At 72.3% G+C, this 14,307-nt stretch carries 12 protein-coding genes; 11 read left to right on the forward strand and 1 reads right to left on the reverse strand.

Annotation, left to right across the window (positions count from 1 at the left end):
* The first annotated feature begins 6 nt into the window (after nucleotides 1-6).
* The 10 genes from RIN75_RS12885 (at nucleotide 7) to RIN75_RS12930 (ending at nucleotide 12,619) form a co-directional block, all read left to right on the forward strand.
* Entirely contained in the window at nucleotides 7-243 is a 237-nt protein-coding gene (locus RIN75_RS12885; protein ID WP_309112101.1) for an acyl carrier protein, read from the forward strand.
* Nucleotides 237-1,376 (forward strand): acyl-CoA dehydrogenase family protein, encoded by a 1,140-nt coding sequence (locus tag RIN75_RS12890; RefSeq protein WP_309112102.1) that lies wholly within the window; start codon nucleotides 237-239, stop codon nucleotides 1,374-1,376. The genes RIN75_RS12885 and RIN75_RS12890 overlap by 7 nt, the downstream gene beginning before the upstream one ends.
* Entirely contained in the window at nucleotides 1,369-2,394 is a 1,026-nt protein-coding gene (locus RIN75_RS12895; RefSeq protein WP_309112103.1) for an acyl-CoA dehydrogenase family protein, read from the forward strand. The genes RIN75_RS12890 and RIN75_RS12895 overlap by 8 nt, the downstream gene beginning before the upstream one ends.
* Nucleotides 2,391-3,020, forward strand: coding sequence for a 4'-phosphopantetheinyl transferase superfamily protein (locus RIN75_RS12900; RefSeq protein ID WP_309112104.1), 630 nt, complete (start codon nucleotides 2,391-2,393; stop codon nucleotides 3,018-3,020). The genes RIN75_RS12895 and RIN75_RS12900 overlap by 4 nt, the downstream gene beginning before the upstream one ends.
* Nucleotides 3,005-4,108 carry a hypothetical protein gene (locus RIN75_RS12905; protein WP_309112105.1) on the forward strand — a complete coding sequence of 368 codons (1,104 nt, stop codon included), beginning with the start codon at nucleotides 3,005-3,007 and terminating at the stop codon, nucleotides 4,106-4,108. Before RIN75_RS12900 ends, RIN75_RS12905 begins: the two co-directional genes overlap by 16 nt.
* Nucleotides 4,105-5,661: an AMP-binding protein gene (locus tag RIN75_RS12910; RefSeq protein WP_309112106.1), complete on the forward strand. Its 1,557-nt coding sequence runs from the start codon at nucleotides 4,105-4,107 to the stop codon at nucleotides 5,659-5,661. Before RIN75_RS12905 ends, RIN75_RS12910 begins: the two co-directional genes overlap by 4 nt.
* On the forward strand, nucleotides 5,654-8,149 hold the full coding sequence (locus RIN75_RS12915) for a condensation domain-containing protein (RefSeq protein ID WP_309112107.1): 2,496 nt from the start codon (nucleotides 5,654-5,656) through the stop codon (nucleotides 8,147-8,149). Before RIN75_RS12910 ends, RIN75_RS12915 begins: the two co-directional genes overlap by 8 nt.
* Entirely contained in the window at nucleotides 8,146-9,669 is a 1,524-nt protein-coding gene (locus RIN75_RS12920; protein WP_309112108.1) for an amino acid adenylation domain-containing protein, read from the forward strand. The genes RIN75_RS12915 and RIN75_RS12920 overlap by 4 nt, the downstream gene beginning before the upstream one ends.
* A 99-nt stretch (nucleotides 9,670-9,768) precedes the next feature.
* The gene (locus RIN75_RS12925) at nucleotides 9,769-11,763 is read left to right on the forward strand and encodes an AfsR/SARP family transcriptional regulator (protein WP_309112109.1); all 1,995 of its coding nucleotides are present in this window, start codon (nucleotides 9,769-9,771) and stop codon (nucleotides 11,761-11,763) included.
* Nucleotides 11,764-11,935: 172 nt separating this feature from the next.
* Nucleotides 11,936-12,619, forward strand: coding sequence for a response regulator transcription factor (locus RIN75_RS12930; RefSeq protein WP_309112110.1), 684 nt, complete (start codon nucleotides 11,936-11,938; stop codon nucleotides 12,617-12,619).
* Nucleotides 12,620-12,708: 89 nt separating this feature from the next.
* Here RIN75_RS12930 and RIN75_RS12935 read toward each other — a convergent pair whose 3' ends face one another.
* Nucleotides 12,709-13,098 carry a DUF4267 domain-containing protein gene (locus RIN75_RS12935; RefSeq protein ID WP_309112111.1) on the reverse strand — a complete coding sequence of 130 codons (390 nt, stop codon included), beginning with the start codon at nucleotides 13,096-13,098 and terminating at the stop codon, nucleotides 12,709-12,711.
* 105 nt (nucleotides 13,099-13,203) lie between these two features.
* Here RIN75_RS12935 and RIN75_RS12940 point away from each other — a divergent pair, with 105 nt between their 5' ends.
* Nucleotides 13,204-13,776 carry a TetR/AcrR family transcriptional regulator gene (locus tag RIN75_RS12940; RefSeq protein ID WP_309112112.1) on the forward strand — a complete coding sequence of 191 codons (573 nt, stop codon included), beginning with the start codon at nucleotides 13,204-13,206 and terminating at the stop codon, nucleotides 13,774-13,776.
* The last annotated feature ends 531 nt before the right edge of the window (nucleotides 13,777-14,307 follow it).

The raw sequence follows: 14,307 nt of genomic DNA on the forward strand, positions 1-14,307 counted from the left end.
GGACACGTGGATTCCCGTTTCGCGGACATGCTGCGGCCGTTCCTGAAGTACGCGGGCGGCGCGGAGATCACGCTGGAGTCGTCGTTGCGCGACCTGGGCCTGGACTCCATGCAGGCCATCGAGCTGCTGTTCGCCATCGAGGACACCTACCAGGTGTCGCTGCCCGACGAACTGCTCACCGACACCACGTTCGCCACGGCCGGCAGCCTGTGGGCCGCGATCTCCGGGGCGCGGCAGTGCTGACGCTGGAGGAGGTGCTGGCGGTCGTCGCCGAGGAGGCGGGGCAGGCCGATCTCGAAGCGCGCTTCCCGGTGCGGTCGCTGGAGGCGCTGCGCTCGTCGGGGCTGCTCGGGCTGGTGGTGCCGGGCGAGTTCGGCGGCATGGGCGGCGGGTACGCCGAGATGGTGGACGTGACCCTGCGGCTGGCCCGCGAGGACATGTCGGTGGCGATGGTGTTCGCCATGCACTGCCAGCAGGCGGCGACACTCGTGCGGCACGCCGGTCCCGCGCTGCGGGAGCGGGTGTTGCCCGCGTTGGGGCGGGGTGAGCTGTACCTGGGGTCGGTGACCACCGAGCGCGGCAAGGGCGGGCACCTGCTGGTGTCGGAGTCCGCGACCACCGGGGACGACGAGGTCCTGCGGGTGGACCGGGACGCGCCGATCGTCACCGGCGGCGAGCACGCCGACGCCTACCTGATCACGGCCCTGGCGCCGGGCGCGACCTCGCCCAGCCAGGTGTCGCTGGTCTACGCGGACCGGGCGCAGTTGGAGGTGTCGGTGCTGGGCGGCTGGGACCCGCTGGGGATGCGGGCCACGCACAGCGTGCCGATGCGGCTGACCGGGGCGGTGCCGGTCACCCAGATCGTCGGCGAGCCCGGCTCGTTCCGGGACATCGTGACGGCGACGTTCGGGCCGCTGGCGCACCTGGGGTGGGCGGCGGCGTGGCTGGGCGCGGCGGCCGGGGCGCTGTCGCGGGTGGTCGGGCACATCCGGTCGCCGGAGGGGCGCAAGCAGTTCGACACCGAGTCCGACCTGCTGCTGACCCGGTTGGCGGCGGTGCGCGGGCGGCTGGAGGTGGTGAACGCGCTGCTGCGGCAGACGTTGGGGGCGGTCGCGGAGTCGGCCGACCTGTCGGCGCCGCCGGTGCGGATGCTGGTCAACACGTTGAAGGTCGAGGCCGCCACGCAGTGCTTCGCCGCCGTGGACCAGTTGGTCGAGGTCGTGGGCTTGCGGCACGGGTACCTGCGCGGGTCGGCGCTGTGGCTGGAACGGGTGTTCCGGGACCTGCGGTCGGCGTCGCTGAACTACGCCAACGACCGGTTGCGGCTGGCCAACGGGGTGTCGGTGCTGCTGGACCCGGAGGTCCGCCTTGCGTGAGGCCGTGCTCGACGCCGACGCGCGGGCGGTGTGGGCGTCGCTGGGGCGGTCCGGCGTGCTGTCCCGGGACCGCCCGGCGGAGGTGCTGCGGTCGCTGTTGCCGTCGCTGGACGCCCAGTACTCGCTGGGGATCGTGCTGTCGGTGTGCGTCCAGATCGCCACCGCGTTGCCGATCCTGCGCTCGCACGGGCCGTCCGGGGTCGTGGGGCGGGTGAGCGCGGAGGCGGCGCGGGGCGAGGTGGTGCTGGCGTTGGCGGCGACCGACGCGGGCGCGGCCGGGTCGGACCTGATGGACCTCACCACGTCGGCCCGGTTGTCCGAGGACCGGGTGGTGGTCGACGGGGGCAAGCGGTGGATCACCAATGCGGTGACGGCTGATTGTGCGTTGGTTCTGGCTCGGCACCGGCCGCAGCGGCACTTCACGAGTTTTCTGTGGGTGTTGGTGCCGTTGGACGCTCCGGGGGTGACTCGGGAGTCGGCCGGGTCGTTGTTTTCCGGTGCCGGGGTGGGTCATTTGACGTTCTCCGGGGTGTCGGTGGGGCGGGACCACGTGGTGGGTGCGCCCGGACGTGGACTGGCGATGTTCGCCCGCCACGTGGCGACCGAGCGGCTGGCGGGGGCGTTGTGGGCGTCCGCGTTGTGCCGGCGGGTGTTGGCCGACACGCGGCGGGTGTTGGCGGCGCGGCCGTTGGGGTCCGGGGTGGCGTGGGACAACGCCGTGGTGCGGGACCGGTTCGCGCGGGGGTTGGTGGAGGCCCGGCGGGTGGAGGCGTTGTGCTCCTCGTTCCGGGAGGGGGAGTTGGTGGACAGCATGGTGGTGAAGGTCGCGGTGGCGGAGAGCGTGGACCGGGTGCTGGCGGTGTGCGCGGAGTTGCTGGGGGCGGAGTCGTTCGCGGACGGCGGGGTGGCCGGGTTGCGGGCCGAGGCGGCGATGTTCGGGGTCGCCGGCGGTGCTTCGGGGGCTTTGCTGGCCGGGGTCGCCGACCACGCGGACTACTTGTTGGGCGGTGCGCGGTGACCTCGGACCTGCGTGCCGGTGCCGCCGAGACCGGTGCCGGTGCCGCCGAGGCCGGTGCGGGTGTTTCCGCGGTCGCGCCGGGGGTGTTCGCGGTCGCTCCCGGGGTGTTCGCGGCGGTGGGGCGGGCGGCGTGCGCGTCGGAGGGGTTGGCGGCGCGGGGGTTGTTGGCCCGGTTGCTGGGGTTCGTGGAGCCGTCGGCCGCGTTGGAGCCGGTGTTGTCGCGGGACAGCGGGCAGCCGTACCTGGCGGGGCGGCCCGATCTGTCGGTGAGCTTGTCGCACGACGGCGGGTGGGTCGCGGCGGCGGTCGGGCTCGGGGTGGACGTGGGGGTGGACGTGCAGCCGCCGTTGCCGGTGTCGCCCGGGATGTTGCGCCGGTGCTGCACGGCTTCGGCTCGGGAGGCGTTGGCGTGTATGTCCACTGTGGATGTCGAGTTCGCGTGGATGTGGTCGGTGCAGGAGGCGTGTGTGAAGGCCGAGGGGACCGGGATCGGTGGGTTGCCGTGGACCGTTCCGGTGGAGGTCGGGCAGGTGAGCGGGGTGTGGCGCGGGGTGCGGTGGCAGCGGCTGCCGACCTCGGTCCCGGCGAGTTGCGCCTATCGGGAGGTGCCGTGTTCACCGGGTTGAGTTGTTACACGGCGAACCTGTTGGCGTATCTGGATTCCTGTGACGACACGGCGTTGGACCGGTTCGCGGAGTCCGTTCAGCTCGCGGTGCGGGTGGACGAGCCGGCGTTCTCGCACCACCGGACGCCGTTGGACGTGCTGCCCGATGGGACCGAGCTGCGGTACGCGAGTGCTTCCTCCGCTGAGGAGGCCGTTCGGGAGTTGGACGCGGAACTGGCCGCGCACGGACGGGTGATCGTGGTGACGGACAACGCGCGGTTGCCGTGGTCGCCGTCGTACGGGACGGACGCGACCGCGCCGCACTGGTTGCTCGTGGACGGCCGTGTCGGTGAGTCGTGGCACGTGGTCGACCACTTCGGCGGGTTGTTGCCGACCGGGGAGCAGCAGCCGTTCGAGGGGGTGCTGGGCACGGACGCGTTGACGTACGCGATGGGTGGGCCGGAGCGGTTGTCGGCGATGCAGGTTCGGCGGAACGCGCTGGTGTTCGGTCACCCGGTCGAGGTGCCCGCGGGTGGGTGGCGGTGGCTGCGGCGGGTGGCCTCCGGCCCCCGTCTGCATTCTCCCACAGGGGTACGACAGCGCTCCGCCCACGCCGGAGCGGGGAACGGCGGGGCTCCCACAGGGGTACGACCGGACGCCCCCCACGCCGGAGCGGGCAACGGCGGATCTCCCACGGGCGTACGACAGGGCGGCGCGCACGCCGGTCCGGCGAACGGCGGGTCTCCCACGGAGGTAGGACAGGGCGCCGCCCACGCCGGTCCGGGGAACGGCGGGCGGTGGCTGGTGGGGGCGGCGGAGGTGGTGCCGTTCCTGGCGGAGTGGTTCGTCCGGGATCCGAGTGGGGCCGCCGAGGTGTTGGACGACCTGTGGACCGCGTCCGGGCACCACGTGCTCCGTTACCGGCGGGCCGGGGACGAGGCGGCGGCCGACGCCTGGCGCCAGCTGCCCGGGGCGTTGCGGTTCGCGGTGGATTCGGCGCGGCGGGGACGGCCCCGGGAATCGTTGGTACAGCTCACGTTTCGCAACCTCCTGCACATCGAGAGCGGTCAGGACGGGGTCCTGCCGTCACGGGGAAGGACAGCACGATGACATCCCTCTACGCGCGGTTCCGGAGCGCCGCCCAGGCCAACCCCGACCGGATGGCCCTGGAGGTCAACGGGGTGGAGATGACGTACGCCGGTCTTCAAGCCGCGGCCGAGTGGATGTCGGCGCGCATGGTCGAGGCGTTGGGTGGCGCGTCGCCGACGAAGGTCGGGTTGCTCACCTCGCGGTGCGCGGTCAGCTACGTCGCCTACCTGGCGGCGCTGCGGCTGGGCGCGACCGCGGTGCCGTTGAACCCGGCCGCGCCGGCGCTGCGCAACCTCACCATCACCGAGGACGCGGGGCTGGAGCTGACCGTCGTGGACGACACGTCGGGCGCGGACGTGGGCGAGTACCGGCAGAAGACGCCCGGCGAGGTGCTGGACCTGACCGGCGACCGGTGGCGGCCCATGCTCGACCCGAGCGGACCCGTGCCGCCGGAGGCCGAGCGCCGGCCGGACGACGTGGCGTACCTGATCTTCACCAGCGGCACGACCGGCAAGCCCAAGGGCGTACAGGTCACGCACGACTGCATGGACTCGTTCCTGGACGAGATCATCCCCCGGTTCGGCTTCGGGCCAGGAGCGCGGGTGTCGCAGACGTTCGAGATGTCCTTCGACGGGTCGGTGATCGAGATCTTCGGCGCGCTGGCGTCCGGGTCCACGCTGTGCGTGGCCCAGCACAGCGACGTGTTCACGCCGGTGAAGTTCGTCAACGAGAAGCAGCTGACCCACTGGCTGTCGGTGCCGTCGCTGATCTCGTTCGCCAAGCGCTTGCGCGCCCTGGCGCCGGGGTCGATGCCGACGTTGCGCAGCAGCCAGTTCGGCGGCGAGGGGCTGACGTTCGAGCAGGCCGAGGCGTGGTCGGCGGCGGCCCCGAACTCCAAGGTGCAGAACTGCTACGGGCCTTCGGAGGCCACGGTCATCGTCACCGGGTACGTGGTGCCGCGCGACCGCGCCGACTGGCCGGAGGTGTCCAACCGCTACATCCCGCTGGGGCACCCGTTCCCCAACGTCGAGTGGGTGCTGCTGGACGAGGACCTGCGCGCCTCCGACGACGGCGAGCTGTGCCTGCGCGGCCGGCAGCGGTTCCCCGGCTACCTGGACCCGGGCGAGAACGTGGGCCGGTTCGTGCGGTTCGAGGACGGCGAGGGGACGCTGTACGACGGGTCGGAACCCCTGACGCCCCAGCACTACTACCGGACCGGTGACCGGTGCCGCATCGAGCACGGCGAACTGGTGCTGCTGGGCCGCATCGACGAGCAGGTGAAGATCCGCGGCAACCGGGTGGAGCTGGGCGAGATCGAGTCGGCGCTGCGCAAGCACCCGGCGGTGGTGGAGGTCGTGGTGATCACGGTGACCGCCGCGGACGGCGAGGTCGACCTGCACGCGCTCTACACCGGGGCGGAGGTGCCGGCGGCGGAGTTCGCCGAGCTGCTGGGCGGTCTCCCCCGCTACATGCACCCGCGCGGCTTCCACCGCCGGGAATCCATCCCGTTGACCACGGTCGGGAAGGTGGACCGCAAGAAGCTGACCGCGCAGTTCGCGGCCGGCGGTGAGTGAGGCGAGGGCCACCGCGGCGCAGGAGGCGCTGTGGTGGGTGCACCAGCGGGCGGTGCGCAAGTCCGTCTACCACATCACGTGGCGGATGGGCTGCGCCTCCCCACCAGACCTCGCCGCGTTGCGCACCGCGTGGCAGGCAGTGGTCAACCGCCACGACGCCCTCCGCATGGCCCTCACTTCGGAGGACGGCAAGGTTCAGGCCGTCGTAACCGATGAGGTGATCGCCCCCGCCCGCTCGGTATCCGTGGACACCTCCGCCCCGCCGTCCCCACTACTGGCCCGCATCGCCGAGGAAATCCACGACGAGCCCATGCCCTTGGACTCCCCACCCCTGGCCCGCCTGGTGCATGTACGCGTAGGCGACGAACACGAACTCCTCCTCACCGCCCATCACTCCATTGTGGACGGTTGGGCCATCCGCCTGGTCCTCGACGACCTCTCCACCGCCTACGAGGCGGCGGGTGAGCAGCCCACCTTCCCGGACGCGCCTTCATTCGCCCAATACGCCGCCGACCAGCACGCGGCCGGCGAGAAGGGCAAGTGGCAGAAGTCGATCGAGTACTGGCAGAAGGCCCTGGACGGTGCCTCAGCCGTCACCGTCGCCCCCGACCGCCCCGTGCGTGCCAAACCAGGCGGATCCGGCACGACACTTCGCTACGAGATCAGCCCAGAAGCCGTCCAGGGCCTGGCCATACACGCCAAGACAGCCGGAACAACGTCCTTCGCCGTGGTCCTGGGCGCGTTGCAAGCAGTCCTGGCACGCGGCGGCGCCGGCGGTGACGTCACGGTCGCCACTCCAGCCGCCAACCGCATGACCGCGCGCGAGCAGAAACTGGTCGGCTACCTGACCAACCTGGTAGTAGCCCGCGCCCACATCACCGACGACGACACCATCGAGGACATCACCGGACGCGCCCGCGACTCCCTCTGGCAACTGCTCTCCCACCAATCCACCCCCTACCCCAAGGTCTTCGCCGACCTCCCGGAGCCCACCAAGGCGGCCTTGGGCGACATCCCCCCGGTGGTCCTGACCTACCTGGGCCCCCTCTCCTCCGGCCTACAGCTGGGCGACATCCCCCTGACCCTCCACCGCAGCCCCAACCGCGCCGCTAGAGCCGACTTCACCATCGGCTACTGGGACAGCGACGACGGCGTAGTCGTAGAGGTCGAATACAGCGAAGACCGCTACGACCGCTCCACCACCCTGCGCCTCCTCCACGACCTGGACACCGTCCTGGCCACACCCCCCGACCACCCCATCCGCTCACTCCCCTTACGCACCATGACAGTCGAGGCCAACGTCCCCGAGCCCAAGCCCACCGGCGCCGGAACCACCGCCGCTACAGCCGCAAGGGCCGCAGCCGCCGGGACCGCAGCCGCCGGGACCGCCGGCGCCGGGACCGCAGCCGCCGGGACCGCCGGGACCGGGACCGCCGGGACCGGGACCGCAGCCGCCGGGACCGCCGGCGCCGAAATTGTCGGTGGCTCGTGGGACAATGGAAGCGGGGGCCGGAGGCCGCACCCGCCCACCGACCAGCCCCTTGATCCATCCCTCGACCCCGCCGTCGACCCCGTCATCGACCCCGCCGTCGCGCGCGCCTGGGAACAGGTCCTCGGCCACCCGCCCACCGACCCCGACCAGGACTTCTTCGCCGCCGGCGGCAGCTCCCTCACCGTCCTCCACCTGGCCTCGGCCATCGAAGCCGCCACCGGCACCCGCCTCGACCTGGTCACCTGGCTGGCCGACCCCACCCCCCGCCGCATCGACCACAACCCCACCACCCCAACCCCCACCACCCTCGTAGTCCTCCGCGACGCCCCGGGCCCACACCTCCACCTCATCCACGGCGCCGGCGGCTCCCCCCAGGACTTCCGCGACCTGGTCGACGCCCTCCCCGACTGGAAGATCACCGCCTCCCAGGACCGCACCACCCACACCACCGTCCCCGACCTCGCCGCCGCCTACCAAAAAGACCTGGCCGAAACCCCCGACGTCATCGCCGGCTGGTCCTTCGGCGGCCTCGTAGCCCACGAACTGGCCCACCAAGACACCGCCCTCCTCCTCATCGACACCCCACCCCCGACCGGCCACCCGGACGAACCCACCCCACAGGACTTCGCCGCCATGGTCACCGACCACCCGGCCCCGAACTCCGACGACGACACCCTCGCCGTCCGCGCCCTCGCCGCCTGCCTAGTGGTGACCGGCGAAGAGATCCCCGCCTGGGCGTTGGTCGAACGCTGGCACGCCTACCGCCGCCACGCCCGAGCCGGCGCCGCCCACGTCTCCACCAAGAAGATCCACACCGCCGCCGCGCTCATCGCCGCCGACATCACCGACGACGACATCGACCACTGGCGCACCAGGCTCCCCGACAACGCCAAGGTCCTCCGCGTGGACACCGACCACTGGGGCGTGATCAAAGCCCCCGCCGCCCAACAAGTCGCCGACGCCGTCCGCAGCCTCGTCCACCGGGAGACCGCATGACGACCCTGTTCGCCCGCATCGCCGAGACCGCGCGCCGCCACCCCGACCGGACCGCCCTGGAGGTCGGCGACGACGTCCTGTCCTACCGCGACCTGCTCGACCTGGCCGAAAGAACCGCCGCCCTCCTCGCCCGGCACGGCACCCCGCGCGCGGTCGGCCTGCTCGCCGCGCGCAGCCTCCCCGCCTACGCCGGCTACCTGGGCGCACTCCGGCTGGGCGCGGCGGTCGTGCCGCTCAACCCGGCGTTCCCGGTGGCGCGCAACAAGGTCATGTGCGAACAGACCGGCGTGGACGTCGTCGTGGTCGACGACCGGGGCGCGGAGACCGCACAAGCCATGACCACACCGATCGTCGACCTGAACGACCTCCCCCCGCCCCACCGCGGCCCGATCCCGGACGACCCCGACGACGTGGCCTACGTCCTGTTCACCTCCGGCTCCACCGGAACCCCCAAAGGCGTCCCGATCAAGCACCGCAACCTGGCCACCTACCTCCCCTTCTGCGCCGCCCGCTACGAGATCGGCCCCGGCGCGCGCGTGTCGCAGACGTCGGACCTGACCTTCGACATCTCCGTGTTCGACCTGTTCGTGTCGTGGACCTCGGGCGCGACCGTCGTCGTGCCGCAGGCCGACGAACTCCTGGTCCCGGTGCGGTTCGTGGCCGGCCGAAGCATCACCCACTGGTTCTCCGTCCCGTCCGTGATCTCCATCGCCCGCCGGCTGCGAGCCTTGCGCCCCGACGTGATGCCCGGTCTCCGGTACAGCATCTTCGGCGGCGAGCGACTCACCCACGAGCAGGCACGGGCCTGGGCGACCGCCGCGCCGAACAGCACGATCTTCAACGTCTACGGCCCGACCGAAACCACCATCACCGTCACCGACTACCGCCTGCCCGCCGACCCCGACCAGTGGCCGCAGACGTCCAACGGCACCCTGCCCATCGGGCACGTCTACCCGCACGTGGAAACGTGCGTGCTCGGCGAAGACGACAAGCCCGCGCCGGAGGGCGAGCTGTGCGTGCGCGGCGAGCAGCGGTTCGACGGGTACCTGGACCCGGCGGCCGACGCGGGCCGGTTCGTCACCACGGACGGGCCGCGCTGGTACCGCACGGGCGACCGGGTCCGCGAGGAGAACGGCCTGCTGGTGCACGTGGGCCGGGTGGACCACCAGGTGAAGATCAGCGGGTACCGGGTGGAGCTGGGCGAGGTCGAGGGCGTGTTGCGCGGCCACGACGGGGTCCACGACGCGGTGGTGGTCGCGGTGCCCGGCGACGGCGGGGACCTGGTGCTGCACGCCTGCTACACCGGCGCGCCCGGCCTGGACCGCGAGCTGGCGGAGACCGCGGGCCGGCGGCTGCCGGTGTACATGCTGCCCTTCGCCTACCGCCACTTCGACGCGTTCCCGGTCAACGCCAACGGCAAGGTGGACCGGCTGCGGCTGGCGCAGGAGGTCGCGCCTCCACCGAAAGTGGAGACACCCTCGTCTTCCGGTGTGGTCGGACGGGACGCCGTCTCCCCTTAGGTGGAGCCGTTCCCCGACGATTGTCCGGGTGTTTCGGGGAATGGCGTTGTGCGATTGTTGACCTCCTTCGTCCCGCGACGATTCGACTGGGGAGGGTCGTTGGCGACTTCGGCGTTCGGCGGAACCCGGTTCCGGTTGTTGGGGCCGGTGGAGTTCTCCTCCGGTAACGGGTGGCGGTCGATCGGGTCGACCAAGCAGCGCACGCTGCTGGCGATCCTGCTGCTGCACGCCAACCGCGTCGTGCCGGTGGCCCAGCTGCACGCCGAGCTGTGGGGCGACCGGCCGTACGCGCGGGTGAAGAACCTGCTGGCGGGCTGCGTGTGGCGGTTGCGCGCGGCGTTGGGCGACGACGCCGGGCGGGCGCTGGTGACCCGGCCGGGCGGCTACCAGCTCACCGTGCCGCCCGACGCGCTGGACCTGCTGGAGTACCAGCGCCTGGTGGACCTGGGCCGGGTGCGGCGGGCCGCGGACGACCTGCCGGGCGCGTTGGAGGCGTTCAGCGCGGCGGTGGAATTGTGGCGCGGCGAACCGCTGGCGGACGTTTCGTTCACCCAGTCGGTCATGGCCGAGCGGGCGCGATTGGAGGAATCCCGGCTCACCGTGGAGGAAATGCGGTTGGGCCTGCGGATCGAATTGGGCGAGCCGGACGAGGTGCTGCCGGAGCTGAAGCTGATCATCTCCCAGCACCCGCTGCGGGAGCGGCTGCACGAGCACCTGATGGTGGCGCTGTACCGGTCGGGGCAGCAGGCGGACGCGCTGGGCGCGTACCGGGACCTGCGCCGGCTGCTGATCGACGAGTTGGGCGTGGAGCCGAGCAAACCGCTGCGGGACTTGCAGGCCCGCATCCTGGCCGAGGACGTGGGCCTGCGCACCGCTCCCCCGGCCCGGCCCGCGCCGGACCTGCTGCCCGCGTGCGACCCGGTGTTCCACGGGCGGGAGGCCGAGGTGGCGCGGGTGGCGGCGGCGCTGGCGGACGGCGCGGTGTGCGCGGTGCACGGCATGGCGGGGGTGGGCAAGAGCGCGGTGGCGCTGCGGGCGGCGCACGCGGTGGCGGACCGGTTCCCCGACGGCCGGGTGCACCTGGACCTGCGCGGCTCCACCGACGACCCGCTGGACCCGGCGGTGGTGTTGACGAGGCTGCTGGACGCGTTCGGGGTGAAGTTCGACGGGCCTCCGCTCGACGTCGGGCGGTTGGCGCCGCACTGGGCGGCGGTGGTGGCGGATCGGCGGGTGCTGCTGGTGCTGGACGACGTGCGCGACCCGGACCAGGTGAAACCGTTGCTGGCACCGGGTTGTGCGGCCGTGCTGACCGGGAGGGCGGCCGTGGGCGCGGCGGACGGGCACCGGCAGTTGCGGCTGGGTCGGCTGCCGGTCGCGGCGGCGGTGGGGCTGCTGCGGCGGGTGGTCGGCGAGCAGCGGGTGGACGCCGAGCCCGCGCGGGCGGCGGAGGTCGTGGCGTGGTGCGAGTGCCTGCCGCCGATGGTGCGGGTGGCCGGGGGCAAGCTCGCCGCGCGTCCGGAGTGGACGGTCGCGGACCTGGCGGACCGGCTCGCCGACCCGGGTCAGCGGCTGGAGGTGCTGACCGGGGTGGGTGACCTGCTCGGGTCGTGCGTGCGGCGGCTGCGCGCCGACGGCGACCGGACGGCGGTGACCGCGCTGACCCTGTTGGCGGCATTGGACCTGCCGGTGGTGACCGCGGCGACGATCGCGGCGCTGCTGGACACCGCCGAGGGACCGGCCCGGTGCGCGGCCGAGCGGCTGGTGGACGCCGGGCTGCTGGAACCGTTGCCGCACAACCGGTACCGGGTCGCGGCGCTGGTCCGGTTGCACGGCGCGGGCGCGGACCCGGACGTCGACCCGGTGGCGGCGGTGCAGCGGGTCGTGGACCGGTACCGGGAGCAGGTGCGGGAGCTGACGACCCGGCGGTCCGGCGGGCTGTCGTGGTACCGCGAGCACCGGGGCACGTTGAGCGCGCTCGCCCGCCGGGATCGCACGGACACCCTGCCGGCGGCGGTGGACCGGTTGCGCTGGACGTTCACCCCACCGGGTCGACGAGGTCACCCTGCCGTGCCGTCACAACCGCCGTACAGGTGAGTCGCCGGTCACAGCGCGCTACCCGGCTCGTCCTGGTCGGCGGGACCCCGAAGCCGGGAGTACCCCCGTTGGCCGCCATTCCGGGCCGCGCGGGTGCCGCTCCCACGATCCGGGAGGCATCATCGGGCCCTGCCCACCTGGGGAGACCGGTACGCGCGTTGGGGGCGAGTGGATGGCTTTTGAGGTGCCGGGCGCGGGCCGCAACGGCGCGGCGCCGCCCTGCCGGGTGCTGCTGGACGAGGACAACGAGCTGATCCGGACCGGACTGCGGATCGTGCTCGACGCCGAACCCGACATCACCGTGGTCGGCGAGACGACGCCGGGCGAGGACCCGGCCGCCGTCCGCCGCGACACCCGGCCGGACCTGGTGGTCGGCGGCCGGGTGGGCGGCGCGTTCGCCGGGCTGCCGGTGGTGGTGCTGTGCCGGGAGGCGTCGGCCGAGGAGCTGGAGCGGGCGATCCGGGACGGGGCGCGCGGCCTGCTGCTGTGGAGCGATTCGGCGCGGCACGTCGTGGAGGCGGTCCGGGCGGTGGCCGAGGGCAAGGGTTTCGTGGCCCCGTCCCTGGCCGGTCACGTGCTGGACCAACTCACCCACTGCCTGCCCGCGCCACGCGCCCAGGGCAGCACGGGCTTCGAATCGCTCACCGCGCGGGAGTTGGAGGTGCTGCGCTTGCTGGCCAGCGGCCTGACCACGGGGCAGGCGGCGAAGGCGATCCACCGCAGCCAGGCGACCGTGAAGTCGCACATCTCCCACGCCCTGGCCAAACTCGGCCTGCACGACCGTTCCCAGGCGATCGCGATGGCCTACCGAACCGGCCTGATCTCCGGCAGGGCCGCTCCCACCGGCCTGCCCTGACCACACCGGCTCCAGTCGCGCCAGCCTTGGTCACGCGGCCCCGGTCCCGCCGGCCCTGATCACACCGGCCCTGATCACACCGGCCCTGGTCACGCGGCCTTGCGGCGCTGCTCGACCAGCAGCAGGACGCCGATGAGGATCACCATGACCGCCGCCGAGCCGTGGACGGCCAGCGCGTAGCCGATCGTGCCGCCGTGGGTGGCGACCGCGATGCAGTCGCCGATGGGCATGATCGCGTTGCTGAGGATGACGTAGCCCAGCGCCTTGCGGTGTCCCATCAGCAGCAGGATCAGTGCCGTTGTGCCGTAGGCGATGTCCCGCACGCCTTTGACGACGTAGTACCCCGCGCCCTCGTCGGTCGGCCACGGCGTGATGCCGAACCCGGCGGCCGCGTCCGCGCCGAGGATCAGGAAGCTCAACCCGAAGTAGAAGCCCGCGAGGACGATCAGGCCGGCGAGGACGGTGTTGAGGCGCTTCATTCGATGCTCCAACCTCTAGCGCTGCTAGGTCTGCGAGCGACACTAGATGGTCGCCGCTTGATTGTCGAGCGGTGCTAGCCACAGATGCGGTGCTAGCCTCAGGTGGTGTCCATCCAACAGCGACGTGAACGCGAACGCGCCGAACGCCACCGACTGATCGTCGCGGCGGCCCGGGAACTCGCCGAGACCGAGGGCTGGGAGTCGGTGACCACGAGGCGGCTGGCCGAACGCGTCGAGTACAGCCAGCCCGTGCTGTACAGCCACTTCAAGGGCAAGGACGCGATCGTGTCGGCCGTGGCGATCGAGGGTTGCGGGGACTTGGCGCAGATGTTGCGCGAGGCCCGCGACGCGCAGCCGGATCCGGTGGCGGCGCTGCGCGCGGTGGCCGAGGCGTACTTGGAGTTCGCGCGGGCGCGGCCTGCGCTCTACGACGCGATGTTCGTGCAGCGGACGGACATCCCGTTCGGGACACCGGAGTCACCGCCGGAGTTGAAGGCCGCTTTCGGCGCGTTCGTGTCGGTGGTCGAGCCGTTGGCGGGTGATCGGGACTTGGAGACTTTGACCGAGGTCCTGTGGAGCGCCCTGCACGGCTTGGCCACCCTCACCGGCAGCTCTCGCTTGCGCCCTGACCACCACAACTCCCGCCTAGACCTTCTCCTGAACGGCCTTCTGCCTTGACCTTCTTCGGACGCGCTTCGCGCTGGACTTCGGACGCGCTTCGCGCTGGGGACCTTGGGACGCGCTTCGCGCTGGGGACTTTGGGGACGCGCTTCGCGCTCTCAAACCTCACGCGCTGACGCGCTCTCAAGATCAAAGCGGGCCTGGAGGCCCCCAGGGGAGGAAGGGCGTCGGTCTGCCCCCGCACGACCTGCCAGAGGCAACCACGCTTTGGCCCTTTGTGCAACCGGTAAAGCGTGGTTGCACAAAGGGCCAAAGCGTGGTTGGGCTGCGCCCAGGCCGTACGGGGGCAGACCGAGGCCCTTCCTTGGCTTGGCAGCCGAGGCCGAACCGCAAGCCGCGCTACGCGCGGGAAGATCGACGGTGCACTCGCGTGGCGCCGAAGGCGCTGGTCATGGCTGTCCAGCCACAGCGGGGCCTCGGTTCGTCCCCCGTACGGCCTGGGCGCAGCCCAACCGCGCTTCGCCCTTCTTGGCAACCAGCTTTACCGGTTGCCAAGAAGGGCGAAGGGTGGTTGCCTCCGGCAGGCCG

Origin of the sequence: Saccharothrix sp. (genome assembly GCF_031180885.1) — a bacterium.
In the GTDB taxonomy this organism is placed as follows: Bacteria; Actinomycetota; Actinomycetes; order Mycobacteriales; family Pseudonocardiaceae; genus Actinosynnema.

Excerpts from the sequence above, each read along its gene's own strand:
- RIN75_RS12910 (WP_309112106.1), top strand. The coding sequence starts at position 4,105 with ATGACATCCCTCTACGCGCGGTTCCGGAGCGCCGCCCAGGCCAACCCC.
- RIN75_RS12920 (WP_309112108.1), top strand. The coding sequence starts at position 8,146 with ATGACGACCCTGTTCGCCCGCATCGCCGAGACCGCGCGCCGCCACCCC.
- RIN75_RS12930 (WP_309112110.1), top strand. The coding sequence starts at position 11,936 with ATGGCTTTTGAGGTGCCGGGCGCGGGCCGCAACGGCGCGGCGCCGCCC.
- RIN75_RS12935 (WP_309112111.1), bottom strand. The coding sequence starts at position 13,098 with ATGAAGCGCCTCAACACCGTCCTCGCCGGCCTGATCGTCCTCGCGGGC.